Genomic DNA, 25,076 nt, shown 5'->3' with positions numbered 1-25,076 from the left:
TTCTCGCTGACGGTCCCCGGGTGGTCAGGCGAGGGCCTGATCGTGCACGCCGCGGACGGCGCGTCCGGATGGGTCGGCCATTGCTGCGAACTCGGGGTCCCATTCGAGGGCTGCGGGGGTGGAGCAGGCGATGGACTTGCCGCCGGGGACGGTGGCGGCGGGTGCGGCACCGGCGTAATGGCGTTCGAAGATGGTGCGGTAGAGGAACGCTTCCTTGGAGGCGGGGGTGTTGTGGGGGAAGCGTTCGGAGGCCGTGGCGAAATCCTCGTCGGTCACCATGATCTCGGCGTGGTCCTTGAGGCCGTCGATCCAGCCGTATCCGACGCCGTCGCTGAACTGTTCCTTCTGTCGCCAGAGGATCTCGTCGGGCAGGGCGCCGACGAAGGCCTCGCGCATCAGGTGCTTCTCGATGCGACCGCCGCCGGCCATCTTGTGTCGTGCGTCCACGCTCATTGCGGTGTCGAGGAAGTCGAGGTCGAGAAACGGAACGCGAGCCTCGACGCCCCAGGCCATCATCGACTTGTTGGCGCGCAGGCAGTCGTAGTAGTGGAGGGCGTCGATCTTGCGAACCGTCTCCTCGTGGAACGCCTCGGCCGACGGCGCCTTGTGGAAGTACAGGTAGCCGCCGAAGATCTCGTCGGCGCCCTCGCCGGAGAGGACCATCTTCACGCCCATCGCCTTGATCCGGCGCGCGAGCAGGAACATGGGCGTCGAGGCGCGAATCGTTGTCACGTCATATGTTTCGATGTGGCGGATCACCTCGGGTAGCGCGTCCAGGCCTTCCTCGAAGGTGTAGACGAAGCCGTGGTGCTCGGTGCCGAGCATGTCCGCGGCCAGTTGCGCGGCGGCGAGGTCAGGGGAGCCCTGGAGCCCGATGGCGAACGAATGCAGTCGCGGCCACCAGGCCTCGGTGCGGCCGTCGTCCTCGATGCGGTCGCGGGCGAACTTGGCGGCGCAGGCGGCGACCAGCGAGGAGTCGAGGCCGCCGGAGAGCAGGACGCCGTAGGGCACGTCGGTCATGAGCTGGCGACGCACGGCCTGTTCGAAGGCGTCGCGCAGCGCTGCCGTGTCAACGTCGGTGCCGGCTGTGGCCTCGTACTCGCGCCACGGTTTCCGGAAGTAGCGCCGCAGCTCCCCGGTGGCGCTGTCGTAGATGTGCCCGGGCGGGAACTGGGCCACGTCGGCGCAGACGTCGGCGAGCGCCTTCATCTCCGACGCCACGAGCAGGTGCCCGTCACTGTCGTGGCCCCAGTAGAGGGGGCACACGCCGATCGGGTCACGGGCGATGAGGACGCGTTGCCGGTCGGCATCCCACAGGGCGAAGGCGAAGATGCCGTTGAGGCGGGAGACGAAGTCGTCGTCGCCGGTGCGGTAGAGCGCGTTGATGACCTCGCTGTCGGAGGCGGTGGTGAAGTCGTAGTCGAGTCCGGCGCGGAGTTCGCGGTGGTTGTAGATCTCGCCGTTGACGGTCAGCGCCAGGTGACCGTCCGTCGAGCGCAACGGTTGTGCGCCGCTGGCGAGGTCGACGATGGCGAGACGCTCGTGGACGAGAATGGCTCCGTCGTCGACGTACACGCCGCTCCAGTCGGGTCCGCGGTGGCGTTGCCGGCGGGACAGTTCGACCGCCCGGGCACGCAGCGCGGCGCGGTCCTCGCCGGGGTTGATGCCGAAGATTCCGAGGATCGAACACACGAGAAATGCACTCCTTGTCGCATGGGGTCCGAAGACGGTGCGCACACCCGTCGGCGCGGACACTGGCCGTCGACATGTCTGTGGGGCGCCTCACACCGCTGCGGTCGCGGTGACACTACCTTTGGGTAGGTACCCGGTGGTCCGGTTTCGCGAACATCCTCTGGACACCTGTCCACCCCTGCTTTGGCGAATGTCGGGCAACTCGAAAGGTAAACCTTCCTTTACAGGGAGGGGCTCGGGCCTGTTCGATGCAGTCATGACCGCAGCCATCGACATCTTCCTGATCCTGCATTTCATCGGACTGGCAGCCATCATCGGCAGCTACATGACCGTGCTCAAGGCGCCGCGGGTGATCCCGGGCATGCTGCACGGCGCCATCCTGCAGGTCGTTTCCGGTCTCGCCCTGGTCGGGCTGAACGAGGCGAACGACGCGGACCTGAACCACATGAAGGTCGGCATCAAGCTCGTCATCGCGATCGTGATCCTGGTCGCAGCGGTGCTGGGGTTGCGCAAGGAGAAGGAGGTGGCCGCGTCCCCGGCCGGTGAGGGGGTGGTCGCGACCGCGACCTCGACCGCGACGCTGGCGCACGTGATCGGCATCCTCGCCGTCGTGAACGTGATCATCGCCGTCGTCTGGTAGTCGGCTCGACAACGGAGAGTGGCCGCGTCCGGGAATCCGGGCGCGGCCACTTTCCGTTGGGTGGCAACGGGGTTCAGTCCCAGATGCCGGTGCTCTCCAGGTGAGCGAGCAGCCGGTCCGCGCCGTCGGCGAAGTGGGCGCGGGTGACGCGGCCCGCCTCCTCCGCGTCACCGGTCTCGAGAGCGGCGATCAGCCGGTCGTGACTGGCGACCGCGGCCTCGCCCCACCGCGGATCCGACGAGTACAGGTGAGCCGGGGTGTAGCGCACCGCGTTGAGCAGGAACCAGGACAGCTTGTTCGCGCCGGCGAGCCGGTTGAGCAGCCGGTGGAACGCGAACTCCAGGTCCTCGACCTGTGCCGTGTCGCCCGTCGTGACGGCCTCGGCGAGCCGGTCCCTGGCATCGCGCATCTCGGCCAGCACCTCGGGGGTGACGGCGGCGGTGGCACGGATCGCGAGCTGCTCGGCGATCTGTCCCTGCAGCCAGAACAGATCGTGGATGTCCGAGCGGGTCAGCGGGGCCACCACGTAGCCGCGGTGTGGCACCAGCTCGACCAGTCCCTCTCCGCGCAGGGTGAGCAGCGCTTCCCGCACCGGGGTCACGCTGACCCCGAGTTCGGCGGCGGTCTCGTCGAGCCGGATGAAGTCCCCGGGCCGGACCCCGCCGGACATGATGACGCCGCGCACGTGCGCCGCGACATCGTCCGACAGTTGTGGCCTGCGACGCAGCGCGCGGTCGTCGGCCTTGCGGGTCGTGGTCATGGGTACTCCTTGGTCACGGCAGTTCAGCATAGGCGCCGGGTTGCGGCCCATCGGTCATGGTCGCGCGGGGTCTACAGCCCGTACGTCTTGCCGATGATGTCGCGCTGGATCTCGCTGGTGCCGCCGAAGATCGTCGAGACGAGGGTGGCACGCACGTGCTTCTCCATGTCGAACTCCGTCGCGTATCCGTAGCCGCCCATCATCTGCATGCCCTCGAGGGCGACCCGCTTGGCCGTCTCGGTGGCCTTGAGCTTGGCCATCGACGCCTCGCGGGCCAGCATCCGGTCGGGGTGGGCGTCGGCCTCGCGCGCCACGCTGTACACCAGCAGTTTGGTGCACTCGATCTCGGTGGCGAGATCGGCGATGCGGTGCCGCAGTGCCTGGAACGAGCCGATCGGCCGGCCGAACTGCTTGCGCTGTGTGACGAAGGCGAGGGTGTCCTCGAAGGCTCGTTCCGCCGTGCCGAGGATCATTGCGGACAGGATCAGCCGTTCGAAGTTCAGTCCCGTCATCAACTGCCGCCAGCCGTTGCCGACCTCGCCGACCACTGCATCCTCGGGCAGGACGCAGTCGGTGAAGTACAGGTCGTTGGTCTCCTTGTGTCCGCCCATCAGTTCGATGCCGCTGATCTTGAGGCCGGGTGTGGTGACAGGGACGTGGAACATCGTCATGCCCTCGTGCTTGCTCTCGCCGCGTGAGGTGCGGGCGACGAGCAGGATGTTCTCCGAGATGTGCGCGTTCGAGCACCACGTCTTCTGTCCGTTGATCAGCCAGCCGTCGGAGGTCTTCTCCGCCTTCGTGCTCAGGTTGCCGACGTCCGATCCCGCCTCCGGTTCCGACATCGAAATCGACTGTGACACACCGCTGACGACGCCGCGCAGCACCGTTTCCTTCTGCTCGGGTGTGCCGAACTTGGCGTACGCTCCGCCGGTGATCAGGGTCGGGCCGATCGCGCCGATCGGTGCCATCCCCCGGGCGGTCTCCTCGAGCAGGATGCACATGTCGACCATCGTCGCGTCCGACCCGCCGTACTCCTCGGGCACCGTCAGGCCGAGCCAGCCGAGGTCGGCCATCTTCTTGTACAGCTCCGGGCTGTGATTGTGCTTGCCGTGGTCGGTGAGCCGGTCCCGCTTCTCCCGGGTGCCGGCCTCGCGCTTGCAGAAGTCGGCGACGGCCTGGGCGAATGCCCGCTGCTCGGTGGTGAATTCGACGCTCATCGGTGTGATCTCCCCTGCGAGGTGATGGATTGCGTGGCGTGAACGGTGGCCGGGCTCTTGCCCGCCGCTCCGGCACGGCCTACTGTGACGCCCACGACAGTACGACAAATCAAATATATGTGATGTGATTCCGGTTCGGAAGGGTGCGAGTAGGCAAGGATCGAGGCACGCCGAGCGACGCGGAACCCGCGTGCGCGCACCTTCCACACGACCGGCCAGCCGACCGCGCCACACCGATGGAGGAATGCCCCCATGTCCCAGCGGACCGACCGCAAGCCGAGCAAGACCGAGGCGCCCGCCCACGCCGCCCCGGACACCTTCACCTCACTGGACCCGCGGACGGGTGACGTGCTGGCCGAGTATCCGGTGCACGACGCCGAACAGGTCGCGCAGGCGGTGGAACGGGCAGGTGACGCCGCGGTGTGGTGGGCGGACCTCGGATTCGACGGCCGCAAGAAGTGGCTGCAGAAGTGGAAGTCCGCAATCGCCTCGGACGCCCAGTCCCTCGCGGCGGTGATCGCCGCCGAGACCGGAAAACCGGTCGACGACGCGATCCTCGAGATCATGCTCGCTGTCGAGCACCTGGACTGGGCGTCGAAGAACGCGGCAAAGGTACTGGGGCGCAAGAAGGTGTCGTCCGGTCTGGTCAGTGCGAATCAGGAGTCCACGCTGCGATACCAGCCGCTCGGGGTCGTCGGCGTGATCGGGCCGTGGAACTACCCGGTCTACACGCCGATGGGGTCGATCTCCTACGCGCTGGCGGCGGGCAACGCGGTGGTGTTCAAGCCCAGCGAACTCACCCCCGGTGTCGCGGTGTGGTTGGCCGACAAGTGGAACTCACTCGTCCCGAACCAGCCGGTGCTCCAGGTCGTGACCGGGCTCGGCGCGACCGGTGGGGCGCTGGTCGAGGCGGGGGTCGACAAGGTCGCCTTCACCGGGTCCGGCCCGACCGCGAAGAAGGTGATGGCCGCCTGCGCGAAGACCCTGACGCCACTGGTCGCCGAGTGCGGCGGCAAGGACGCGATGCTCGTCGCGGCCGACGCCGATCTCGACGCCGCCGCGGATTTCGCGGTGTTCGGCGGCATGGGCAATGCCGGCCAGACCTGCGCCGGCGTCGAGCGGATCTTCGTCGCCGACGCGGTGTACGACACGTTCGTCCGGAAGATGACCGAGAAGGCCACCCGGTTGCGGCCGGGCGGCGAGTCCGGCGCCTCCTACGGGCCGATGACCCTCGACCGGCAGAACGACGTGGTGCGCGGACAGGTCGAGGACGCCCTCGACAAGGGCGCCCGCGCCGTGCTCGGCGGGCGGGAATCGCTGCACGCGCCGTACATCGAACCGGTGATCCTCGCGGACGTGCCGGAGGACAGCACCGCGATGACCGAGGAGGCCTTCGGCCCGATCGTCGCGGTGAACCGGATGCGTGACCTCGAGGACGGCGTCGAGAAGGCGAACCGTTCCAGCTACGGACTCGGCGCATCGATCTTCACGAAGGACAAGGCCAAGGCGCTGCAGGCCGCCGAGCGCCTGCGCACGGGCATGGTCTCGATCAACTCGGTGCTCGGATTCGCGGGCGTCCCGTCGCTGCCGTTCGGCGGTGTCGGCGAGTCCGGCTTCGGCCGGATCCACGGCGCCGACGGCCTCCGCGAGTTCGCCCGCCCGAAGGCGGTGACGCGGCAGAAGTTCAAGGCCCCGCTGAACCTGCTGACAATGGAACGCAAGGCGCGGGACATGAAGATCGCGGCCTGGATGCTGCGCACCATGCACGGCCGGGGGTAGCGAGGTGTTCCTCATCGACGGCGGAAAGGCGCCGCGGGGCCGGTACGGCTGGTTGCACCGGATCGAGACCCTCGACCCCGTCCGCGACCACCAGGAGATCCACCGGATCACGGCCGGATTCGAGTTCCCCTGGGACTACACCCGGGCGCTCGAGTTCGCGCTGTTCCGCACCTACTGTGTGCCGAGCATCGCCGAACTGCTCAAACGCACCGGTGAGTTCGAGAACCGCCCGCAGAAGCGGTACGACGACACCTCGCTCCTGATGGCCGAACTGCTCGAGCACGGTTACGACTCGCCACGCGGCAAGGAGTCGCTGCGGGTGGTCAACCGGATGCACGGCAAGTACGACATCAGTAACGACGACATGTTGTACGTGCTCACCACGTTCATCTACGAGCCGCTGGACTGGATCGAACGGTACGGGTGGCGAGCACTGCACCCGAACGAGCGGCTCGCGGCGTTCCACTTCTACCGGGAAGTGGGCTCCCGCATGGGTATCCGGGACATCCCGACCGACTTCCAGGATCTGCACCACTTCAAGATGGCGTACGAGCGCGCGCACTTCCGGAACACGCCCGACGTCCACGCCGTCGGTGTGTACACCCGGGACCTGTTCTGTTCGTGGTTCCCGCGGCCACTGCAGCCGGTGGTTGCCGTGGGGGTCAGTGCGATGCTCGACCCGATGATGCTGTCGGCCTTCGGTTTCCGCGCAGCGCCCGGATGGATGCGAGTGGTCGCCGATCGTGCGCTCGATGCACGGGCCCGCGCGCTGCGCTTCTTCCCGCCCCGGTCGACGTCGACGATCACCCGGGAATCGGGCAACCGCACGTACCCGGGCTACCCGGCCGGCTACCGCCCCGGTGACCTGGGTGCGGACCAGGACAACGGCCGCCACTGACAGACCGGGGTGCCGCTGACCGGTCGGGTACCGCCGGCGGATCGGGCACCAGCGGATCGGGCGCGGGCGGCCCGATCCGCTCGGGTCGCCGGAGTCCGTGAAGGGTTGTACGCTTCGCTCCTGCCCGACCGTCACCCGCGACGGGGGTGACCGCTTCGGGAGGAGGCCACCTCGTGCGCCAGCTGTCACCCAAGGATGCCTGGTTCGTGTACGTGGACAGCCCCAGATTCCGTCAGGCATTCGTGTCCGCGCAGGTGTTCGCGCCCGACGATGCAACCGGTCGCCTGCCCGACCGGGCCGAGATCACCCGGTGGTTCGAGGCGCGTGCCGTGCTTCCGATGCTGCGGCAGCGCCTGGTGCGGGTTCCGCTCGATCTCGACCATCCTTACTGGGCGGAGGACCCGGACTTCGCGGTGTCCCGACACCTGCACTTCCACCAGCCCCGTTGCTGGGACGAACTCCGGGACCTGGTCGCCGAAATCTCGACGGTGCCGATGGACCAGACCAGGCCGCTGTGGGAACTGCATGTCGTCGAACGGGTGCTCGGCGTTCCCGGGGTGGACGGTCCGGCAACCTTCGTCGCGATGAAGATGCACCACGCGATGACCGACGGCATCGGGAGCAACGCCGTGATGTCGGCGTTCTACGGTGAGCAGGCGCCGCCACCGGACGCCGGGCGCGGCCCTGTCGAGCGGGTGCCCGGGCCTGTCGAGTTGGTGCTTCGGGCGCTCGCTCGCGGTCCGCGCACCGCGGTCGGGATCGTCACCGCGATCAGGCAGGTTCGTGCCAACTGGCGTGCTGTCCAGGTCGAGCGCGCGCAGGGGGAGTATCAGCTTCCCCCGCAACGGCGCACGCCGACGGTGCTGGACGGCCCGGTCGGCCCCGGTCGGGTCCTCGAGGTGGAGTACTTCTCGCTGGCCGAGGTGCAGGCGATCAAGGCCCGGATCGGCGGGGTCACCGTCAACGACCTGATGCTGACCGTCGTCGGCGGGGCCATGCGTGCGTACCTGCTCGAGCGAGGGGAGTCGGTGCCGGGTTCGCTGGCCGCCTCGGTGCCCATGTCGATCCGGTCCGCGGGAGCGGTCCGTGAGTCGAACAACCAGTTCGTCATGTTGGTTGTAGACCTGAACTCCGGTCTGGACGATCCGATCGCGCGTGCGCGGGCGGTCCACGAGGCGGTACTCGCCGAGCGGAGGCGGATGAGCGTGCCTGCCGAGGCGGCGGTGTCGGACACCACCTTCGTCTTCCCTGGCTGGATGTTTCGCGTCGCTCGGCGCATCCGGGCGTGGCAGGGTGACGCGCGGCGAGGTGACGAGCTCCGGGGTCGGCCCTTCAACACGTTCGTCAGCAGTGTGCCCCGGGAGCTGACCCGGCTGCGGCTGGCGGACACCACCGATGTCCGATCCCTCGGGATCGGCCCCCTGGACGGGACCGGTACCGGGCACTCGGTGGGTGTCATGGGAGACCGGCTCGGCCTGAACATCGCCGCGGATCCCGAGTTGCTTCGGGACTCCGCGCGGTATGCGCAGCTGATTCGCCGGTCGTACAACGAACTTCGGGACGCGGCCCAGGTGACTGTCGAGGCCTGACCGGGTAGCCGCCGGCCGCTTCATCCCTGCCATCAACCGCACTTCGAGTGCGACTCCTCCGAAAGGGCTCAGCAGTGCAGCAGGTTACGCCGAAGGACGCGTGGTTCGTGTACGCGGAGAGCCCGAGGTTCCGGCAGGCGTTCGTCTCGGTGTACGCCTTCGCGCCCGACCACCGCGGCGGCGGGCTACCCGGAAGGGAGGAGATCGCGGCGTGGGTCGAGGCCCGCGCCTCGGTACCGGTCCTACGGCGGCGGTTGGTACGGGTTCCGCTGGATCTCGACGACCCGTACTGGGCGGAGGATCCGGACTTCTCGGTGGCCCGGCACCTGCACTTCCATGACCCGCAGAGCTGGGACGACCTGCGGGCGATGCTGGGGGACCTCGCGGCGGCGCCTATGGACCAGACACGACCGCTGTGGGAACTGCACGTCGTCGACCGGGTGGACGGCGTACCCGGCACGGGTGGGCCGGTCACGGTCGCGGCGATCAAGATGCACCACGTGATGGCCGACGGCATCGCGAGTGGCCATGTCACGACAACCCTGTTCGGTGCGGACCTTCCCGAGCCCGGCCCCGTGTGCGATGGCGGTCAGCAGGTACCCGGTACGGTCCGGCTGGTTGTGCGAGCTCTGGCAGCCGCACCCCGCACCGCGGCCCGGTTCGTCGGTGGTGTCAGGGACGCTCGTGCGGTACATCGACGTCTTGTCGCCGAACGAGAGAACGGCTCGTATCCACTTCCTCCGCAACGTCGTACGCCGACTGTGGTCGACGGTCCGGTAGGTCCCGGCCGGGTATACGAGGTGGAGTTCTTCCCGCTGTCCGAGTTGCAGGCGATCAAGGCGCGGATTGGTGACGTCACGGTGAACGACCTCACGTTGACGATCGTCGGTGGGGCCATCCGCGACTACCTCCTCGAGCGAGGGGAGTTGGTGTCGGGTTCGCTCGCGGCGTCGGTACCGATGACGCTCCGGTCGTCGGGAGCCGCACTGGAGTCGAACAACCAGTTCGTGATGATGACCGTCGACTTGAGGACCGACCTCGACGATCCCGTGGACCGTGCGCGGGCGGTCCACGAGACGGTGCTTGCCGAGCGTCGGCGGATGAGGGTTCCGGCCGAGGTGGCGGCGGCGGAGACCACCTATGTGCTGCCGGGATGGGTGTTTCGCCTCGCCCGGTGGAGGGAGGCTCGCCGCGGAAGCAGAGCGACCGCCGATCCGGTCCGGGCCCGGGCGTTCAACACGTTCGTCACGAGTGTGCCGCGCCGCTCGACCGCGCTGCGGCTGGTCGACACCACTGCCGTTCTCGCCTTCGGCACAAGCACATTGGACGGCACCGGGATCTCGCATTCGGTGGGCTCGACCGGTGACTCGCTCGCGTTGAACATCACCGCCGATCCGGCGCTGCTTCGGGACTCCTGCAGGTATGCGGAGCTGATCCGGCGGTCCTTCGAGCAGCTCCGCGACGCCGTCCCGGTGAACGTCGGGACCTGAGCGGGCCGCTCAGCTGTGCAGGACCGCCAGCATCAGTGTCCTCATCCTGCCGCGTGCGAGCGCGCCGGTGTCGAAACGCATCAGCCGGCCGACGTCGAGGGTCTGCCCGAGCGCCGCGTGCACGAGGAAGCGGGCCTCCGGTGCGGGGAGGTCCGGGCGGGCCGCAGTGAGGAGGTTCACCCACTCCTCGATGTGCAGCCGCTGGACGTTCCGCAGGTTTGTGCGTTCCCCGGCGGGGAGGTTGCCGATCTCGGCGAAGTACACCGAGAGCACCTCGGGATGCGCGAATGCCAGGTCGATGTAGGCGGCCGTCAGCCGGCCGAGCGCCTCGGCCGGATCTGTCGCGGCGTTCACCGCGGATCGGGTGGCCACCGCGAGCCGGTCCGCCGCGCGGTAGAACACCGCTGCGAGCAGGTCCGCCTTGCTGGGGAAGTGCCGGTAGACGCTGGAGGCGTTGATCCCGGCGGCCGCACCGATCTCCTCGATGCTCGACTCGTGGTAACCGCGGACGTTGAAGATCTTCATCGCCTCGGTCAGGAGGAGTTCGCGCTTCGACGTGACGGACGGTCCGCCGTCGGCGGGGTCGTCGACCGCGGTCACCGCCGGACGGGCGCCGGCCAGGTCGCAGCGCGCCACGGCCCACGCGGCGGTGTGGAGCAATTTCTCGATGCGTCGATTCGCCAGCGCAGCGCGGTGTGCGGTGATGCTACCGATCACGCTGAGGGCCGACGCTCCGAGAACGCCGACGGTGGTGTGGTCGAGGTCCGGGCGCAGTTCGTGCAGCGGGCCGGTGACCTGTTCGTTGAGTGCGGCGAAATCCGCGCGCATGACGGCGCGGTCGTCGGCGTGGAGGTACCGCCCCTCCCAGCGGTACAGGCCGCCGGTTCGGCGGTTCTCCACGGTCGTGGAGATGAGGGCCCGGATGACCGCGTCCAGCCGCTCCTCGGCGTCGGCGTCCGACGTCGACTCGGCAGCCTCCTCGGCGGCAGAGCGCAGTGACCCGACCGTGCTCAGCGCGGCCTGGACGAGCAGGGCGTACTTGTTCGGAAAGTGCCGGTACAGCGCGGGTCCCGAGATTCCGAGTGTGGCCGCGATGTCGTCGACGCCGACAGCGTGGTACCCGCGTTCGCTGAATGCCTCAGCGGCGACCAGGGCGATCTGCGCCTTGCGGTTCTTGGGTCGCTTGCGGGGCGTCGCCGGCTCCGGAACCGACCGGCTACGGGTCGACTGCGTCATCGGACCTCCTGACATCTCGACTCCGAATCGTATCGGAGCGCTGTGGTCGCGTTCTGCGCGCGAGCAACCTGTGAACCGGAGTGGACGGTCGTGATCGCAATTTTCCGTTCCGGTAGTGGATTTGGTCTTGACAGTACGTCACCGGTAGATGAAAGTTAACGGCAATTCGCCAAAGATGTCGGTTCACGCCTGTTTCGAGAGTCCCAGCTGCGGTGTGCAGACGGTGTCGATCCGGCGGGTGCCGGGCCGTTTCGAGCGCACAGGAGCGAGTGAAAAAACATGATCACCAGGGCAGTTCGACGTGGATCCGTGAAGTCCGGCAGGGGGTGCTGAGATGCTGACCACGCGCTTCACCGAGTCATTCGGGGTCGAGCATCCGATCGTGCAGGGCGGCATGATGTGGGTCGGGAGAGCAGAACTCGTTGCTGCCGTTGCGAATTCGGGCGCGCTGGGATTCATCACGGCGCTCACGCAGCCGACGCCGGAGGATCTGGTCAAGGAAATCGCGCGGTGCCGCGACCTGACCGACAAACCGTTCGGCGTAAACCTGACCATCCTGCCGTCGATCACCCCGCCGCCGTACGCGGAGTACCGGCAGGCGATCGTCGAGTCCGGAATCAAGATCGTCGAGACCGCCGGAGCCAACCCGGTCGACCACCTGCCGCATTTCAAGGATGCCGGCGTCAAGGTGATCCACAAGTGCACCAGCGTCCGGCACGCCCTCAAGGCCGAACAGGTCGGTGTCGACGCCGTCAGCATCGACGGCTTCGAGTGCGCGGGGCATCCGGGCGAGGACGACGTCCCCGGCCTCGTGCTGATCCCCGCCGCCACCGCCCGGGTGCGTATCCCCGTCATCGCGTCGGGCGGCATCGCCGACGCCCGCGGTCTGGTCGCCGCTCTCGCCCTCGGCGCGGAGGGGGTCAACATGGGGACTCGGTTCATGTGCACGCAGGAGTCGCCGGTCGCGGACGAGGTGAAACGGCAGATCGTCGCGAACAGCGAGCTCGACACGAAACTCATCTTCCGCACCCTGCGCAACACCGCGCGGGTCGCCGCAAACGCGGTCAGCCGGGAGGTGGTCCGGATCGAGTCGGGTGGAGCGACATTCGACGACATTCGTGATCTTGTCTCGGGGGCCAGGGGACGCAAGGTGTTCGAGGACGGCGATCTCGACGCAGGCATCTGGAGTGCCGGTCAGTGTCAGGGTCTCATCGACGACGTGCCCACGGTTAGGGAGCTGGTCGGTCGGATCGTGGCGGAAGCGGAGCAGCTCGTCGAGGGTCGCCTCGGTCGGATCGTCGGGGTGTCGCGATGACCGAAATCGCACAGGAACGCGTCGCCGGGCTGCGGGTGGGATACGAGGGCGGAGTCCTGCGGATCACCATCGCCCGGCCCGAGCGGATGAACGCGCTCGACCTCGACTCGATGCGAGCACTCGGTGATCTGCTGGAGGGCCGCGCCCGGGACGCGGACGTGCGGGTGGTGGTGCTGGCCGGGGAGGGTGGCGCGTTCTGCACCGGCGCCGACCTGGCGGCCGGTCCGTCTGCCGATCCGCGCGTGGTGATGGACACCGCGAACCGGGTGATCCGCGAGATCCTCACTCTCCCGGTGCCGGTGGTGGCGCGGGTGGACGGCGCCGCCGCCGGCGTCGGGGCCTCGCTCGCGCTGGCCGCCGACCTCGCCTATGCGGCCGAGTCCGCGTACTTCCTGCTCGCCTTCGTCAATGTCGGCCTGATGCCGGACGGCGGGTCGAGCCTGCTGGTCCCGGCGGCGGTCGGACGTGCCCGCGCGGCGGAGATGGCTTTGCTGGGGGAGCGGCTCGGCGCGACGGACGCACACGCGGCCGGGCTGATCACCCGCGTGCTGCCTGCAGGCGAGCTGGCCGCGCACGTCGACGCGGTGGCCGCGAAGCTGGCGGCCGGCCCGCGCCGCGCGTTGGAACTGACGAAACGCTCGCTGACGGCCGCGACGCTGGCGCGGGTCGAAGAGGCATTCGAGCGGGAAACCGAGGGGCAGATCGAACTGCTCGGATCCGCGGACTTCTTCGAGGGCGCGGCCGCGATGCTGGCCAGGCGGCGGCCGAAATTCGGCGCCTGAGCCAAGCCGCGGCTCGCGCCGCCGCTAATGTCCGAATTTGCGAATTGTAGTTAACAAACAGGCCCCATTCCGGCCGCTGGCCTGCCATAATCGATCGCAACCGGAGGGGTGCGTATACCGTGCCACACAGTCTCCGTGACAGGGAAGGGCTTGTCGAAACGATGTCACCCGATCTCCTCTCTCAGCCCCTGCAGTCGCGCAGGAACCACTGGAACAATCAGGTCGCCACGCACGCGTTGATGCGTCCCGACGCGGTCGCCCTGCGTTTCCAGGGCGCCACCACCACCTGGTCGGATCTGCACCGCCGGTCGGAGTCGTTCGCCGACGCACTCGCTCGCCGCGGTGTCGGGTTCGGCGATCGGGTACTCGTGGTCATGCTCAATCGGCCGGAGTTCCTCGAGGTCGTGCTCGCGGTCAACTCCCTCGGGGCCATCGCGGTGCCGGTGAACTTCCGTCTCACACCGCCCGAGATGGCGTACATCGTCACGGACAGCGGTGCCACGGTCGTGGTCACGGACGTTCCGCTCGCACCATTGGTTTCTGCTGTCCGCCAACAGGTTCCGGAACTCGGCACCGTCATCGTCGTCGGGCAGGGCGGTGGTGAAGGTGTGGAGGGATACGAGGAGCTCGTCGCAGAGGCGGGCGCGTCGCACCCCGCGGTCGACCTACCCGAGGACATCCCGGCCCTGATCATGTACACGTCCGGTACCACCGGCAGCCCCAAGGGGGCGGTTCTCTCCCACGCCAACATGCAGGCGCAGGCGCAGACCTGTATCCGGGCGCTCCGCATGCACGCCGCGGGTGACATCGGTTTCTGTGCCTCGCCGATGTTCCACATCGCGGCCCTCGGCAGCATGGCCCCCAGCCTGCAGCTCGGCATCCCGACCGTGATCCACCCGCTCGGCGCCTTCAACCCCACCGAACTGCTCGAGGTCTGGGAGGCTGAACGGGTCACCACCGCGTTCCTCGTGCCGGTGCAGTGGCAGGCGGTGTGTGCGGAACCCACGGTACGGCAGCGGGATCTGGCGCTGCGGGTGATCAGCTGGGGTGCGGCTCCGGCATCGGACGTGGTGCTCCGGGCGATGTCCGACACCTTCCCGGACGCACTCAACGTGGCGGTGTTCGGGCAGACCGAGATGTCGCCGATCACCTGTGTGCTCGACGGCGAGGACGCGTTGCGCAAGCTCGGTTCCGTCGGCACCGTGATCCCGACCATCCAGGCCCGGATCGTCGACGACGAGATGAACGAGGTGCCCGTCGGGTCTGTCGGCGAGATCGTCTACCGCGGCCCGACCATGATGAGCGGCTACTGGAACAAGCCGGCCGAGACGGCAGACGCCTTCGCCGGCGGATGGTTCCACTCCGGAGACCTGGTGCGCCAGGACGAGGAGGGCTTCATCTATGTCGTGGACCGCAAGAAGGACATGATCATCTCCGGCGGCGAGAACATCTACTGCGCCGAGGTGGAGAACGCCCTGTTCGGCCATCCGAAGGTGTTGGAGGCTGCGGTGATCGGCCGCACCGACGCCAAATGGGGCGAGGTCCCGGTGGCCGTCGTCGCGCTCAAGGACCCCGGCGGAACCGACCTCACACTCGACGAGTTGTCGAGCTATCTCGACGACGTGCTCGCGCGGTACAAGCATCCGAAGGAGCTCGTGATCGTGGATGCGTTGCCGCGCAACGCGAGTGGGAAGGTCGTCAAGGGCGATCTCCGCAAGGAGCACGGCACCGAAGGCGTGCGGATCGGTTGACCGTCGTCCGGTGGTGTCGCGATGGGGGAGCGCGGCACCACCGCCGGCGTGGGCCTCGCCGGTGGCGAGTCGTCAACGTGGGTGCTCTTGTCGCGCTGCGGGTCCGGCGCATAGTGTTTTGCGAATCACGGTTCACATGTCATGCGTTTCACATGTAGTTGACCAACGGGGGGAGCAGCGGTGACCTACGAGTTGCCCGTGGCGAAGGGGCCGCTTCGGGACGTCGCAAACCAGGGTGGCCATCTCATCGGGTTTGCGGTCCTGTCGATCGTGGCGCTGATCCGGGCCGTCTTCGCCCGCCGGCTGTCGATCAGCGAGACCGTCACGCAAACCCTGTTCATCGGGCGGGTCAGCACCGGACCCTCACTGCTGCTGATGATCCCCATCGGAGTGTTCATCGCGGTCTCCGTCGGCGAACTGGCGGGCCGGATCGGCGCAGGCGGATATTCGGGGGCCGTGGTCGCGTTCATCATCGTCGGCCAGGCGGCGGCGCTCGTCTGCGCACTGATGATGGCCGGCGTCGCCGGATCGGCGATCTGTACCGACCTGGGGTCGAGGAAGATTCGCGAAGAGATCGACGCGATGGAGGTCATGGGGCTCGACGTGATCGAGCGCCTCGTCGCACCCCGGCTCGTCGCGGCCGTCGTCGTCTCCCTCGCCCTGTGCGCGATGGTCACCTTCGGTGGTGTGATGGCCTGCTACCTCTATCACATCTACGTCCAGCATCTTCCGGCCGGAACGTTCATGTCCACGTTCAGCCAGTACGGCCGGATGTCGGACTTCGTGATGGCGCTCGTGAAGGCCGCGGTCTTCGGCCTGACCTCGACCCTGGTCGCGACGTTCAAGGGTCTGCACACCAAGGGCGGCCCGCGCGGGGTCGCCGACGCCGTCAACGAGGCCGTGGTGATCGCCTTCGCGCTGGTGTTCATCGTGAACACCGCGTTGTCCGCGCTGTACACGGTCATCGTGCCCGCCGTCGGGGCGTACTGATGGTCGCCGTCGACGCGCGCTTCCACCTGCGTCGCGCCGCAGCGCCGTTCCGCCAGATCGTCGACGCACTCGCGTCCATCGGCCGACACGTCACCTTCTACTGCAGGGCCCTCGCGTCGATGCCGTACGCGCTCATCCACTACCGCAAGCACGTGCTCGCCCAGATCAGCGAGGTGAGCTTCGGGACCAACTCGGTGCTCTCCGGCGGCGGCACGATCGGCATCGTGTTCGCGATGTCCCTCGCCGCGGCCATGATGCTCGGCGTCGAAACCCAGCGCGGTCTCGAACTCGTCGGCATGACGACGATGTCCGGGATGCTGTCGGCGATCGCGAACACCCGGGAGCTGGCGCCGGTCGTGGTCGCGATCGCTCTGGCAGCCAAGGTCGGCACCGGATTCACCGCGCAGATCGGCGCGATGCGCATCTCCGACGAGATCGACGCCCTGGACGCGATGGCGATCCGCTCCATCCCGTTCCTCGCCGGCACCCGGGTACTCGCGGCGATGGTCTGCGTGATCCCGATCTTCCTCATCGGTCTGCTCGCCAGCTACCTGTCCACCCGGCTGGTGATCGTGTTCTTCGGTGGAGCCTCCGCGGGCACCTACGACTACTTCTTCCACCTCGCGCTGTCACCGGAAGATCTCGTGTACTCGGCGCTCAAGGCGATCGTGTTCGCGGCGGTGGTGTCGCTGGTGCACTGCGCCTACGGCTACTACGCGTCCGGCGGTCCGGCCGGGGTAGGGCAGGCCGCGGGCCGCGCCCTGCGGACCGCGATCCTGGCGATCGGCGTGCTCGACGTGCTGCTCACGTTCGCGCTCTGGGGCCTCGTCCCGGAGATTCCGGGACTGGGGATCTGACATGGACCAGTTCACCGGACGTGCCCGGATCGGGCTGGCGCTGCGCGGAGTCCTCGCGGTGATGCTCGGCGTGGTCGTCGCGGTCGTGATGGTGTTGCGCGGATCCGGTTCGCTGCACCGCGACCCCGAGATCACCGTCGCGATCCCGGCCTCCGCCGGCCTCATCACCGGGGAAGCTCCCGTGCGCTACATCGGTGTCAACGTCGGGCGGATCTCGGGCATCGACTCGGGCACCGAGTCGTCGGTGGTGAGCCTGCAGATCGACCAGAGCTCCATCGCCTCGATCCCGTCCACGGTCGTGGCCCGTGTTGTGCCCCGCACGTTCTTCGGCGACATCTACATCCAGCTCGTCGACGATGGAGACTCGGCGACGGGAGCTCCGGCCGACCCCCTCGCCGACGGCGACACCATCGTGGTCGACCAGGGGCCGGACGCCGTGGCCCTCTACAGCATCTACACCAAGCTGGTCGACGTCCTCGACCACATGCAGCCGCAGAAGCTCCAGACCGCGCTGACCGCGCTCGGTCTTGCGCTCGACGGCCGCGGCGAGACAATCGGACGGGTCGTCGACCGGCTCGCCTCGGTGAGCACGACGATGACTCCCGCGACGGAGCAGTTCCTCGACGCCACACCGGAGTTCCGGGAGGTGATGACAGCCCTGGACGCCGCGACCCCCGACGTGGTCGCGACCCTGGCATCGGCGGCGTCGGTGTCGCGGAACATTTCCGAACACTCCGACTCCATCGGCAGGATGCTCACCGCCGCATCCGGGTTCTCCTCGACCGCAGCGGGATTCGTCTCGGAGCGGCAGCAGTCGGTCACCACCGTGGTGGACTCGGTTGGCGTCATCCTCGCCACGACGGCCGCGAATCCGGACGGACTGACCGCCACCCTCGCCGGCGCCAAGTCGTTCGGCGCCGCGGGCGCCCGGGTGTTCTCCTCCGGCAAGTTCGACATCACCGCCGTGCCGTCGTTCGCGGACCCGTTCCCGTACACCGGTGAGGACTGCCCGACCTACGGCACCCAGACCGGCGCGTACTGCAGCGGTGCGCCCACACCGGCCCAGGCCGCCCGCCAGCAGTCGAACCGGGTGTCCGAAGTCGCCGCCGCGGCGGTGCCCGTCGTCGACGGAGCCAGGGAGGCCCACCCGCTCGGTGTGCTCGAGTCGCAACTGCGGGGACTGCCCGCGCTGCCCGGCGGCGTGCCCAACCCCGCGACCGTCATGATGCTCGGTCCGCTCGTACGTGGAAACGAGGTGACCGTCCGATGAAGCTCGGATGGGTTCCCGTGGTGAAGCTCGTCGGGTTCTGTGCCGCCGGCATCGCGTGCGGCGTCATGGTCGCCAACACGTTGCTCGTGCCGGTGCGCGGCGACGCGGAGCGCTACTCCGTCGAGTTCACCGACGTCGAGGGCCTGACCCCGGGCAACCCGGTGATGATGGCCGGCGTCCGCGTCGGGCGGGTGGACGGCATCGCCTTCGCCGACGCGGGCGGCGGCACCAGCAAGGCCGTCGTGCAGATCGAGGTCGAGGCGGACCACCCGCTGACCGCCGACGTCACCGCCGCGGTGCGTTACGGGGACATGCTCGGTGCCCGCTACGTCGCGCTGTCGGGCGCGGATGCGCGTCCGGTGTCCGCCACGGGTGAATCCCCAGAGGGAGCAACGCATTCGGAGGTGGGAGCCGATATTCTTCCGCCGGGATCGACGATCTCGCTGGACCGCACCACCCCGCCGGTGGACCTGACCGCCATGATGAACGGCTTCCGTCCGCTGTTCGACGCGCTGGCACCCGACCAGGTCAACACGCTCACCCGTGGCTTCGTCGAGACGTTCTCCGGTCAGGGCCGGTCGATGGCAACCCTGCTCACCCAGATCGGCGACCTCAGCGGCGGGCTCGCCGAGCGGCAACCGGTGCTCGAGCAGTTGGTCGGCAACATGTCCTCCCTGCTCTCGTCGGTGGACGCGCGCTCGCCGCAGCTCGAGGATCTGCTCGCCGGTCTCGCGGCGCTGTCGTCGACCGTCGTCGGCAGCAACGACCAGCTGATCGCCCTCCTCGACGGCGGCAACTCAGCGCTCGCGGACCTCGCCCGGTTGATGGCTGTGTCGAACGGTGCCTTCGGGCGATCGGTTTCCGATCTGAAGTCGCTCACCGACGCCTGGATCGGCACGACCGACCAGTTCTACGCGTTCGTCGCGAAGATGCCCGAGTTCGGTGCTGACGTGAACCGGATCGGCAGCTACGGCGGCTTCGTCAATCTCTACCTGTGCAACTTCACCCTGGAGGCGGGGGACATGGAGGCGAACATCTTCGGGACCACCCACTCGCAGGTGTGCCAATGATGTTCCTGGTCAAGCTGATCGACCACTTCGTCGGCATCGTCCTGTTCCTGTTCAAGGGCGAACGGCGCAGCGGCTCCACCCCGATGGCACTCGGCGTGGTCGGCATCGTGGTGCTGCTGATCGGGCTGCTCGCAGCGGTCGGCGCTCCTCGCGTGTGGTACCAGATGCGGACGCACCCCTACGCCGCCGAGCTCGCCAACGCGAGCGGGCTCTCCGGCGGCGACCCGGTGTACGTGGCCGGTGTCCCCGCCGGCCGCGTCGAGGGCGTCGAACTCGCCGGCGACCACGTGATGGTGAGCTTCCGGCTCGACGACGGCCAGCCGCTGGGCAACCAGACCACCGCGACGGTTCGGCTCAAGACCGTGCTCGGCAAGCGCTACCTCGAAGTGGTGCCGGGGGGCGTCGAGGACGGCCAGACCGTGATTCCGCTGTCCCGCACCACCGTTCCCTACAGCCTCGACGAAGTGAGCCGGGACGCGACGGACGCCGCGCACGGCGTCGACGTCGAATCGCTGCAGGCGATGCTGACCACGCTCGAACAGGTGCTGCCCAGCGACTCCGAGCAGCTGGGCAAGGCCCTGACCGGGCTCGGTGGGGCCTCGGCCGCGTTCGCGCAGAACGGCGAGCAGGTCGACCGGTTGCTGACCATGTCGCGGTCCCTGTCGGACCTCATGGTCCGGCAGAGCGACGCGTTGACGACCACCGCGCACAACACCCAGACCGTGATGCAGATCCTCGCCGTCCGGAGGCAGGCGCTGACCGATCTGGTGGACAACCTCACCTCGGTGCTCGACACCCTCGCGACCACGATGAGCGCCCGCGAGGCCGAGTTCGGGCCGATGGTGGAGAACCTGGTCGCGGTGACCGGCACGCTGAAGCAGAACGCCGCGAACATCGACCAGATCATGCAGAAGGTGCCGCCCGCGCTGCGCGGCGCCACCGACGCGACCGGCAACGGCGCCTGGACGGACGTGAGCGCCCCCGCCGCGGTGATTCCGGACAACCTGCTGTGTGCCCTCGGAGTGATGCAGGGGTGCCGATGAGTATTCAATCGACGACGACGTGGGGCGGTGACGGACCGACGAAGCGGCGACGCCTGCCGATCCTGGTGACGGCGCTGCTGACCGTGGTGGTGTTGGCGATCGCGGGATGGTTCGTCTTCGCGCGCACCGACCGGTCGACCACCGTGCACGCGAACTTCGCCTACGTCAACGGGATCTACGTCGGCAGCAAGGTCACCGTGCTCGGGGTTCCGGTCGGAACCGTCACCGAGGTCGAGCCGCAGGGCACCACGGTGCGGGTGACGATGTCGATGCCCGCGGACGTGGAACTGCCCGCCGACGCGAGCGCCTACGTGCTGAGCCCGTCGGTGATCAGCGACCGGCACGTCGAACTCGGGCCCACCTACAGCGGAGGCCCGCGACTGGAGGACGGTGCGGAGATCCCCGCCGAACGCAGTCACGCTCCGATCGACTTCGACTCGCTGATGAACAGCATCAGCACGCTCACGGAGGCGGTGGGCGGCGAGACCGGATCGACCGCGCAGCTGCTCACCAAGGCCGCCGACGGATGGCATGGGCGAGGCGAGGAGTTCAACGAGGCGATGCGCAACCTCAGCGCTGCCACGGGAGTCGTGGGGGCCCGCGCCGAGGACATCGGTGCCCTCGTGACGAACCTGTCCACGCTGATGGGCGCCCTCGACGCCCGACAGGTGAGCCTCGACGAACTCGTCCGTGACCTCGGCGCGGTCGGCGACCAGTGGGCCTCGACCGACGTCGACATCGCTGCACCGCTCCAGGACCTGCAGGTCGTCCTGGACCAGGTGCGGACCTTCATGAACGAGCACGGCGACTCGGTCGGCGTCGCGGTCGACAACCTCAACGCGGTCGGCGACGTCCTCACCGCGAACCAGGCAGGCCTCGCCGAGTTCATGGACATGGTGCCGCTGCTCATGCAGAACCTGGCAGGCAGCATCGACGACACCAACCGCGGCCGGATCCGGCTGAACATCTCGACCGCCCTGACACAGTTCGCCGTCGCGGAACCGCTGTGCAAGCAGTACCCGCTGCCGCTGTGCACGGGCGCCGGCTTCACGAACCCGATCCCGTTCCCTGTCAGCGCGTCCGACCCGCTGAACATCGCGGGCACGGTGACCGGCGGAACCCAGGCCCCGGGGGGCAACTGATGCGCACACGGACGATTTCCCTCGCGGCAGCGACCGCGGCCGTCCTGCTCACCACGGGGTGCAGCGCCGGCATGCAGGACCTGCCGCTCGGTCGCACCGCCGACGGGCCGGACTACACGGTGACCCTGCAGTTGGCGACCGCCGAGGGACTGCTCCTCGGCGCTGACGTGCGCACCGGCCAGCGGGTGATCGGCCGGATCCGGAACCTCGCGACGGACACGATCGGCGCCACGGCGCAGCTCAGTCTCGAAGAGGCGACCGAACTGCCGGACAACGTACTCGCCGCGGTGGAACTGCCGTCGGCGCTCGGCAGCCCGTTCATCCGCCTTACGCCGCCGAACGACCCGTCACCGCGCCCGCTCCAGGACGGTGACGTGATCGTCGAGTCGCGTACCACCATCGGACCGCAGGTGGAGAGCATGCTCGCGACCCTGGGCGCGATCGTCACCGGCAGTGGGCTGGCCCAGTTGCAGACGGTCGTGAACGAACTGGACGCGGCCTTCTCGGGACGCTCCGGCGAGATCCGCGGCCTCACCGACACCATGACCACGCTGCTCGCCAAGGCCACCACGAACCAGGACGACTTCGAAGTCGCGATCGACACCGCGGCGCGCATCTCGCAGCAGCTCGCGGGGCAGCAGGCCACCGTCGACGCGTACCTCGACACCATGCCCGACGCGGTCCGGGCGCTGACCGCCCAGCGCGACAGCATCGCGGCGCTGCTCGAGTCGTCGAGGCAGCTGACCGACACCGCGAATTCGATCGTGTCCGACGACCCCGACGGACTCGGCACGATGGTCTCGGATGCGTCGGTGACGATCGCGGCTCTGGCGTCCTTCAACTCCGAGATCGGGTCCACGCTCGACAACATGAGCACGTTCCTCGACAACTTCGGCAGTGCGGTCCACGGCGACTACCTCAGCTTCGACGGTGCACTCGACGTCCCCGACAGCATCGACAAGCTGCTCGTCGGCGGCCCGGCCCCGGGCGCGGCCGGGTCAACCCCGGTGTCGGGAACGGCCGGAGACCTGGCCGCCCTGCTGAAGGGAGGACGGTGATGAGACGTCTGGTCCTCGTACAGCTGGTGCTGTTCGCGATCGTGTCCGCGATCGTGATTCCGTTCGCGATCAACTACGTGATCGGTCCACAGGCGCTCGGCTCCCCGCTCCACGTGTACTCGGTGATGACCGATGCGCGCGGCCTGACGACGGGCACGGCCGTGACCTATCGCGGCGTGGCGGTGGGGAAGGTCTCGTCCGTCCGGCTCGATCCGGACGCGGGGGGCGCGCGGGTCGACTACGAACTCGATCCGGGGGTCGAGATCCCCGTCGACAGCGTCGCGAAGGTCGGTATGGGTACCGCCGCGGGAATCCAGAACGTCGACATCTTCCCGAACACCGGCGACGGGCCCTATCTGCAGGAGGGCGAGCAGCTCGCGGCCCCGGCCGAGCAGCAGCCGGTGCAGATGGGTGACCTGATGACCGATGCCGCCCGGCTCCTCGACGGCATCGACCCGCAGGCCGTCAGCGACATCGGCACCGAACTGGGCGCCTCGTTCGACGGTCTCGGGCCCGCGCTGGCGAGCCTGATCGACAACGGCGACGCCATCACGGCACAGATGGACCAGCAGGCTCCGATGCTCACGAGTCTGCTCGAGCGCACCGCGAGCCTGGTCACCACCATGGCCGGTGAGTCGACCCCGTTCGTGCGGGGCATGGGCGCCGCGCGGAACTTCACGGAGCAGCTCGACACGAACGGTCCGGTGCTCGTGTACCTGGCCGACACCTCGCCGGGCGCCCTCGACCAGGCGCACGCGCTGTTCGACCGCTACCACGACACCTTCGGTGCGTTGCTGGCAAACCTCGTGACGGTGGCGCCGGTCATCTCCGATCGGCAGGCGGCCCTCGCGTCGGGGCTGAACGACATCCCTCACGGGCTCGGGAAGCTGGAATCGATCGTCACCGGCGACCGCGCCAACTTCACGCTGGTGGGAACGCTGGGACAGGTGTGCTACCACGACACGGTCCGGCGCGCCGTCGGCGACGAAAGCCCCACCTCGCCGAACCTGACGTATTACTGTCCGCCTGCGGACAACCTAGCGCAGCGAGGCTCGCGCAATGCGCCTCGCCCGAACGGCCTCGGACTGCAGAACGCGACGACGCCGGGCACCCCGATCGGGTACCCGCCCGTCGCCGATCCGATTCTGATTCCCACGGGAACCGAGGCGTTGGAGTACTGGCAATCGCTTCTGGAAGGCCTCGGCAATGGCAGATGACAGCTCGGGACAGGCCGTCGTGACGGATCGCACCGGGACCGAACCGGGGAGCGGCGAGGACACCCCGGGTGCACCCGCGCGCCGGCCCGTCTGGAAGCGGCCTGTCGCCGTGATCGCAGGTCTGCTGGCGGTCGCCCTCGTTGCGGTGTCCGCGGCACTGCTGCTCGACGTGCTCGGCGACAGCTCGGCCGACGCACGGCGGACCGAGGCGATCGACACCGCCCGCGACTACGCCGTGGCACTGTCGTCGTTCGATTTCGAGAACCTCGACGCCAACCGCGACGCCATCGTGTCCGGGTCGACGCCGGAATTCGCGGCGAAGTACAGCGAGATGGTGGACGCCCTGAGACAGATCGTCACCGACGGCAAGGGCAAGGCGACGGCGACCGCCGGGCACATCGGGATCGAGTCCCTCGACGAGGACCGGGCGGTGGTCCTCGTCTTCGTCGACCAGCAGGCGACCAACGTCGTCTCCCCGGAGGGCAACACCCAGAAGTACCGGATGGTCGTCACCCTGATTCGGGACGGTGACCGCTGGGTGGTCGACAACGTCGACACCAACTAGCTGCACCGGAACTCGGCACCGGCGACCCCGCCGCTCCGCCGGCCCGTGGTGCGTGGTGTCCCGCGGTCGAATGAACCTCCCGCCGCGAGGCCGCGACACAGCGTCTCGGTGTTTGCGGCACCGACGCGCGGTCTGATACCAATGCACGTCCGGCACCTGCCGGATCTTCCACGTCGGGGTGGATCGGGTCGACGGGACCGGTGGAGCGGTCCGTGCCGGGCTGCCCGCTCGCGCCGGCCGGTGCGAGCTCCTCGGGGTGGCGATCGAACTTCAGGCGCTGCTCGACGGAGCGGCGCGGCGAGGAGGCCGATTCGGCGAGAGGCCGGCGTGGCGGGAGCCCGACGGTGGCAGATGTGGAAGTCGGGTCGAGTGCCCATTTCGTGATGGTCGGATGACCGAATGACAGCTGTTCGACCGATATCACATCGAGGGCAGCCCACGTGGGTGCATTCACTCGATCACACGGCCCCGTCCCAACCCCGACTGAGGCACGTTTCCGCAGGACAAGGCCGTGTCGGTGGGCATTGTATCGGATGTGTCAGACCCCGGACCCAAAGTAACGGCTGCACATCCACAAGAGATAATGAGAAGGACCCCTGGTGTTCAACCGTGCCGGTTCGGCATGTTCGGACGCGGGGGCGCGAGAGTTGATTCGAGAGGGACCTGCTGAGTCGGGGGACATGGGGTCCTCGATTCGTGCGTTCGGGTCCTTCAC

The 25,076-nt window shown here is 68.4% G+C and carries 21 protein-coding genes; 17 read left to right on the top strand and 4 right to left on the bottom strand.

What is annotated here, in order from left to right; translation table 11 throughout:
* Positions 1–24: 24 nt before the first annotated feature.
* Positions 25–1,692 (bottom strand): asparagine synthase B, encoded by a 1,668-nt coding sequence (gene asnB, locus ACWEPG_RS08980; RefSeq protein ID WP_452594282.1) that lies wholly within the window; start codon positions 1,690–1,692, stop codon positions 25–27.
* Positions 1,693–1,948: 256 nt separating this feature from the next.
* Between asnB and ACWEPG_RS08975 the strand changes: the two genes are divergently transcribed.
* Complete coding sequence (locus ACWEPG_RS08975) at positions 1,949–2,332, top strand: hypothetical protein (protein ID WP_452594281.1); 384 nt, start codon at positions 1,949–1,951, stop codon at positions 2,330–2,332.
* Between the two features lie 73 nt (positions 2,333–2,405).
* Here ACWEPG_RS08975 and ACWEPG_RS08970 read toward each other — a convergent pair whose 3' ends face one another.
* Both ACWEPG_RS08970 and ACWEPG_RS08965 read right to left on the bottom strand, forming a co-directional pair.
* Complete coding sequence (locus tag ACWEPG_RS08970) at positions 2,406–3,092, bottom strand: GntR family transcriptional regulator (protein ID WP_450114625.1); 687 nt, start codon at positions 3,090–3,092, stop codon at positions 2,406–2,408.
* A gap of 71 nt (positions 3,093–3,163) precedes the next feature.
* The gene (locus ACWEPG_RS08965; RefSeq protein ID WP_450114624.1) at positions 3,164–4,309 is read right to left on the bottom strand and encodes an acyl-CoA dehydrogenase family protein; all 1,146 of its coding nucleotides are present in this window, start codon (positions 4,307–4,309) and stop codon (positions 3,164–3,166) included.
* Positions 4,310–4,561: 252 nt separating this feature from the next.
* Here ACWEPG_RS08965 and ACWEPG_RS08960 point away from each other — a divergent pair, with 252 nt between their 5' ends.
* The 4 genes from ACWEPG_RS08960 (at position 4,562) to ACWEPG_RS08945 (ending at position 10,065) form a co-directional block, all read left to right on the top strand.
* Positions 4,562–6,088 (top strand): aldehyde dehydrogenase family protein, encoded by a 1,527-nt coding sequence (locus ACWEPG_RS08960; RefSeq protein WP_452594280.1) that lies wholly within the window; start codon positions 4,562–4,564, stop codon positions 6,086–6,088.
* 4 nt (positions 6,089–6,092) lie between these two features.
* Entirely contained in the window at positions 6,093–6,986 is an 894-nt protein-coding gene (locus ACWEPG_RS08955; protein WP_450114622.1) for an oxygenase MpaB family protein, read from the top strand.
* Between the two features lie 173 nt (positions 6,987–7,159).
* Entirely contained in the window at positions 7,160–8,575 is a 1,416-nt protein-coding gene (locus tag ACWEPG_RS08950; protein WP_452594279.1) for a wax ester/triacylglycerol synthase domain-containing protein, read from the top strand.
* Positions 8,576–8,649: 74 nt separating this feature from the next.
* Positions 8,650–10,065, top strand: coding sequence for a wax ester/triacylglycerol synthase domain-containing protein (locus tag ACWEPG_RS08945; protein ID WP_452594278.1), 1,416 nt, complete (start codon positions 8,650–8,652; stop codon positions 10,063–10,065).
* A gap of 9 nt (positions 10,066–10,074) precedes the next feature.
* Here ACWEPG_RS08945 and ACWEPG_RS08940 read toward each other — a convergent pair whose 3' ends face one another.
* On the bottom strand, positions 10,075–11,301 hold the full coding sequence (locus ACWEPG_RS08940) for a TetR/AcrR family transcriptional regulator (protein WP_450114619.1): 1,227 nt from the start codon (positions 11,299–11,301) through the stop codon (positions 10,075–10,077).
* 334 nt (positions 11,302–11,635) lie between these two features.
* On the opposite strand from ACWEPG_RS08940, the gene ACWEPG_RS08935 reads away from it, so the two are divergent.
* From ACWEPG_RS08935 to ACWEPG_RS08880, 12 genes are all read left to right on the top strand, one after another.
* Positions 11,636–12,616 (top strand): NAD(P)H-dependent flavin oxidoreductase, encoded by a 981-nt coding sequence (locus ACWEPG_RS08935; RefSeq protein WP_452594277.1) that lies wholly within the window; start codon positions 11,636–11,638, stop codon positions 12,614–12,616.
* Positions 12,613–13,398: an enoyl-CoA hydratase gene (locus ACWEPG_RS08930; protein WP_450114617.1), complete on the top strand. Its 786-nt coding sequence runs from the start codon at positions 12,613–12,615 to the stop codon at positions 13,396–13,398. Before ACWEPG_RS08935 ends, ACWEPG_RS08930 begins: the two co-directional genes overlap by 4 nt.
* Before the next feature lie 161 nt (positions 13,399–13,559).
* Positions 13,560–15,149: a fatty-acid--CoA ligase FadD5 gene (gene fadD5, locus ACWEPG_RS08925; RefSeq protein WP_450114616.1), complete on the top strand. Its 1,590-nt coding sequence runs from the start codon at positions 13,560–13,562 to the stop codon at positions 15,147–15,149.
* Positions 15,150–15,329: 180 nt separating this feature from the next.
* Positions 15,330–16,139 carry an MlaE family ABC transporter permease gene (locus ACWEPG_RS08920; RefSeq protein ID WP_450114615.1) on the top strand — a complete coding sequence of 270 codons (810 nt, stop codon included), beginning with the start codon at positions 15,330–15,332 and terminating at the stop codon, positions 16,137–16,139.
* On the top strand, positions 16,139–16,996 hold the full coding sequence (locus ACWEPG_RS08915) for an MlaE family ABC transporter permease (protein WP_450114614.1): 858 nt from the start codon (positions 16,139–16,141) through the stop codon (positions 16,994–16,996). Before ACWEPG_RS08920 ends, ACWEPG_RS08915 begins: the two co-directional genes overlap by 1 nt.
* Position 16,997: 1 nt before the next feature.
* The gene (locus ACWEPG_RS08910; protein WP_452594276.1) at positions 16,998–18,266 is read left to right on the top strand and encodes an MCE family protein; all 1,269 of its coding nucleotides are present in this window, start codon (positions 16,998–17,000) and stop codon (positions 18,264–18,266) included.
* The gene (locus tag ACWEPG_RS08905; RefSeq protein WP_452594275.1) at positions 18,263–19,336 is read left to right on the top strand and encodes an MCE family protein; all 1,074 of its coding nucleotides are present in this window, start codon (positions 18,263–18,265) and stop codon (positions 19,334–19,336) included. The genes ACWEPG_RS08910 and ACWEPG_RS08905 overlap by 4 nt, the downstream gene beginning before the upstream one ends.
* Positions 19,333–20,379 carry an MCE family protein gene (locus ACWEPG_RS08900; RefSeq protein ID WP_450114611.1) on the top strand — a complete coding sequence of 349 codons (1,047 nt, stop codon included), beginning with the start codon at positions 19,333–19,335 and terminating at the stop codon, positions 20,377–20,379. The genes ACWEPG_RS08905 and ACWEPG_RS08900 overlap by 4 nt, the downstream gene beginning before the upstream one ends.
* On the top strand, positions 20,376–21,521 hold the full coding sequence (locus tag ACWEPG_RS08895; RefSeq protein WP_450114610.1) for an MCE family protein: 1,146 nt from the start codon (positions 20,376–20,378) through the stop codon (positions 21,519–21,521). Before ACWEPG_RS08900 ends, ACWEPG_RS08895 begins: the two co-directional genes overlap by 4 nt.
* Positions 21,521–22,579, top strand: a complete 1,059-nt coding sequence (locus ACWEPG_RS08890; protein ID WP_452594274.1) for an MCE family protein — start codon at positions 21,521–21,523, stop codon at positions 22,577–22,579. Before ACWEPG_RS08895 ends, ACWEPG_RS08890 begins: the two co-directional genes overlap by 1 nt.
* Positions 22,579–23,796 carry an MlaD family protein gene (locus ACWEPG_RS08885; protein WP_450114608.1) on the top strand — a complete coding sequence of 406 codons (1,218 nt, stop codon included), beginning with the start codon at positions 22,579–22,581 and terminating at the stop codon, positions 23,794–23,796. Before ACWEPG_RS08890 ends, ACWEPG_RS08885 begins: the two co-directional genes overlap by 1 nt.
* Complete coding sequence (locus tag ACWEPG_RS08880) at positions 23,786–24,361, top strand: mce associated protein mas1a (RefSeq protein WP_450114607.1); 576 nt, start codon at positions 23,786–23,788, stop codon at positions 24,359–24,361. The genes ACWEPG_RS08885 and ACWEPG_RS08880 overlap by 11 nt, the downstream gene beginning before the upstream one ends.
* The last annotated feature ends 715 nt before the right edge of the window (positions 24,362–25,076 follow it).

This window comes from Rhodococcus sp. NPDC004095 (genome assembly GCF_053604015.1).
This window is presented reverse-complemented; position numbering and strand designations above follow the sequence as displayed.

Excerpts from the sequence above, each read along its gene's own strand:
- ACWEPG_RS08975 (WP_452594281.1), top strand. The coding sequence starts at position 1,949 with ATGACCGCAGCCATCGACATCTTCCTGATCCTGCATTTCATCGGACTG.
- ACWEPG_RS08970 (WP_450114625.1), bottom strand. The coding sequence starts at position 3,092 with ATGACCACGACCCGCAAGGCCGACGACCGCGCGCTGCGTCGCAGGCCA.
- ACWEPG_RS08965 (WP_450114624.1), bottom strand. The coding sequence starts at position 4,309 with ATGAGCGTCGAATTCACCACCGAGCAGCGGGCATTCGCCCAGGCCGTC.
- ACWEPG_RS08960 (WP_452594280.1), top strand. The coding sequence starts at position 4,562 with ATGTCCCAGCGGACCGACCGCAAGCCGAGCAAGACCGAGGCGCCCGCC.
- ACWEPG_RS08940 (WP_450114619.1), bottom strand. The coding sequence starts at position 11,301 with ATGACGCAGTCGACCCGTAGCCGGTCGGTTCCGGAGCCGGCGACGCCC.
- ACWEPG_RS08935 (WP_452594277.1), top strand. The coding sequence starts at position 11,636 with ATGCTGACCACGCGCTTCACCGAGTCATTCGGGGTCGAGCATCCGATC.
- ACWEPG_RS08930 (WP_450114617.1), top strand. The coding sequence starts at position 12,613 with ATGACCGAAATCGCACAGGAACGCGTCGCCGGGCTGCGGGTGGGATAC.
- fadD5 (WP_450114616.1), top strand. The coding sequence starts at position 13,560 with ATGTCACCCGATCTCCTCTCTCAGCCCCTGCAGTCGCGCAGGAACCAC.
- ACWEPG_RS08915 (WP_450114614.1), top strand. The coding sequence starts at position 16,139 with ATGGTCGCCGTCGACGCGCGCTTCCACCTGCGTCGCGCCGCAGCGCCG.
- ACWEPG_RS08910 (WP_452594276.1), top strand. The coding sequence starts at position 16,998 with ATGGACCAGTTCACCGGACGTGCCCGGATCGGGCTGGCGCTGCGCGGA.
- ACWEPG_RS08905 (WP_452594275.1), top strand. The coding sequence starts at position 18,263 with ATGAAGCTCGGATGGGTTCCCGTGGTGAAGCTCGTCGGGTTCTGTGCC.
- ACWEPG_RS08900 (WP_450114611.1), top strand. The coding sequence starts at position 19,333 with ATGATGTTCCTGGTCAAGCTGATCGACCACTTCGTCGGCATCGTCCTG.
- ACWEPG_RS08895 (WP_450114610.1), top strand. The coding sequence starts at position 20,376 with ATGAGTATTCAATCGACGACGACGTGGGGCGGTGACGGACCGACGAAG.
- ACWEPG_RS08890 (WP_452594274.1), top strand. The coding sequence starts at position 21,521 with ATGCGCACACGGACGATTTCCCTCGCGGCAGCGACCGCGGCCGTCCTG.
- ACWEPG_RS08885 (WP_450114608.1), top strand. The coding sequence starts at position 22,579 with ATGAGACGTCTGGTCCTCGTACAGCTGGTGCTGTTCGCGATCGTGTCC.
- ACWEPG_RS08880 (WP_450114607.1), top strand. The coding sequence starts at position 23,786 with ATGGCAGATGACAGCTCGGGACAGGCCGTCGTGACGGATCGCACCGGG.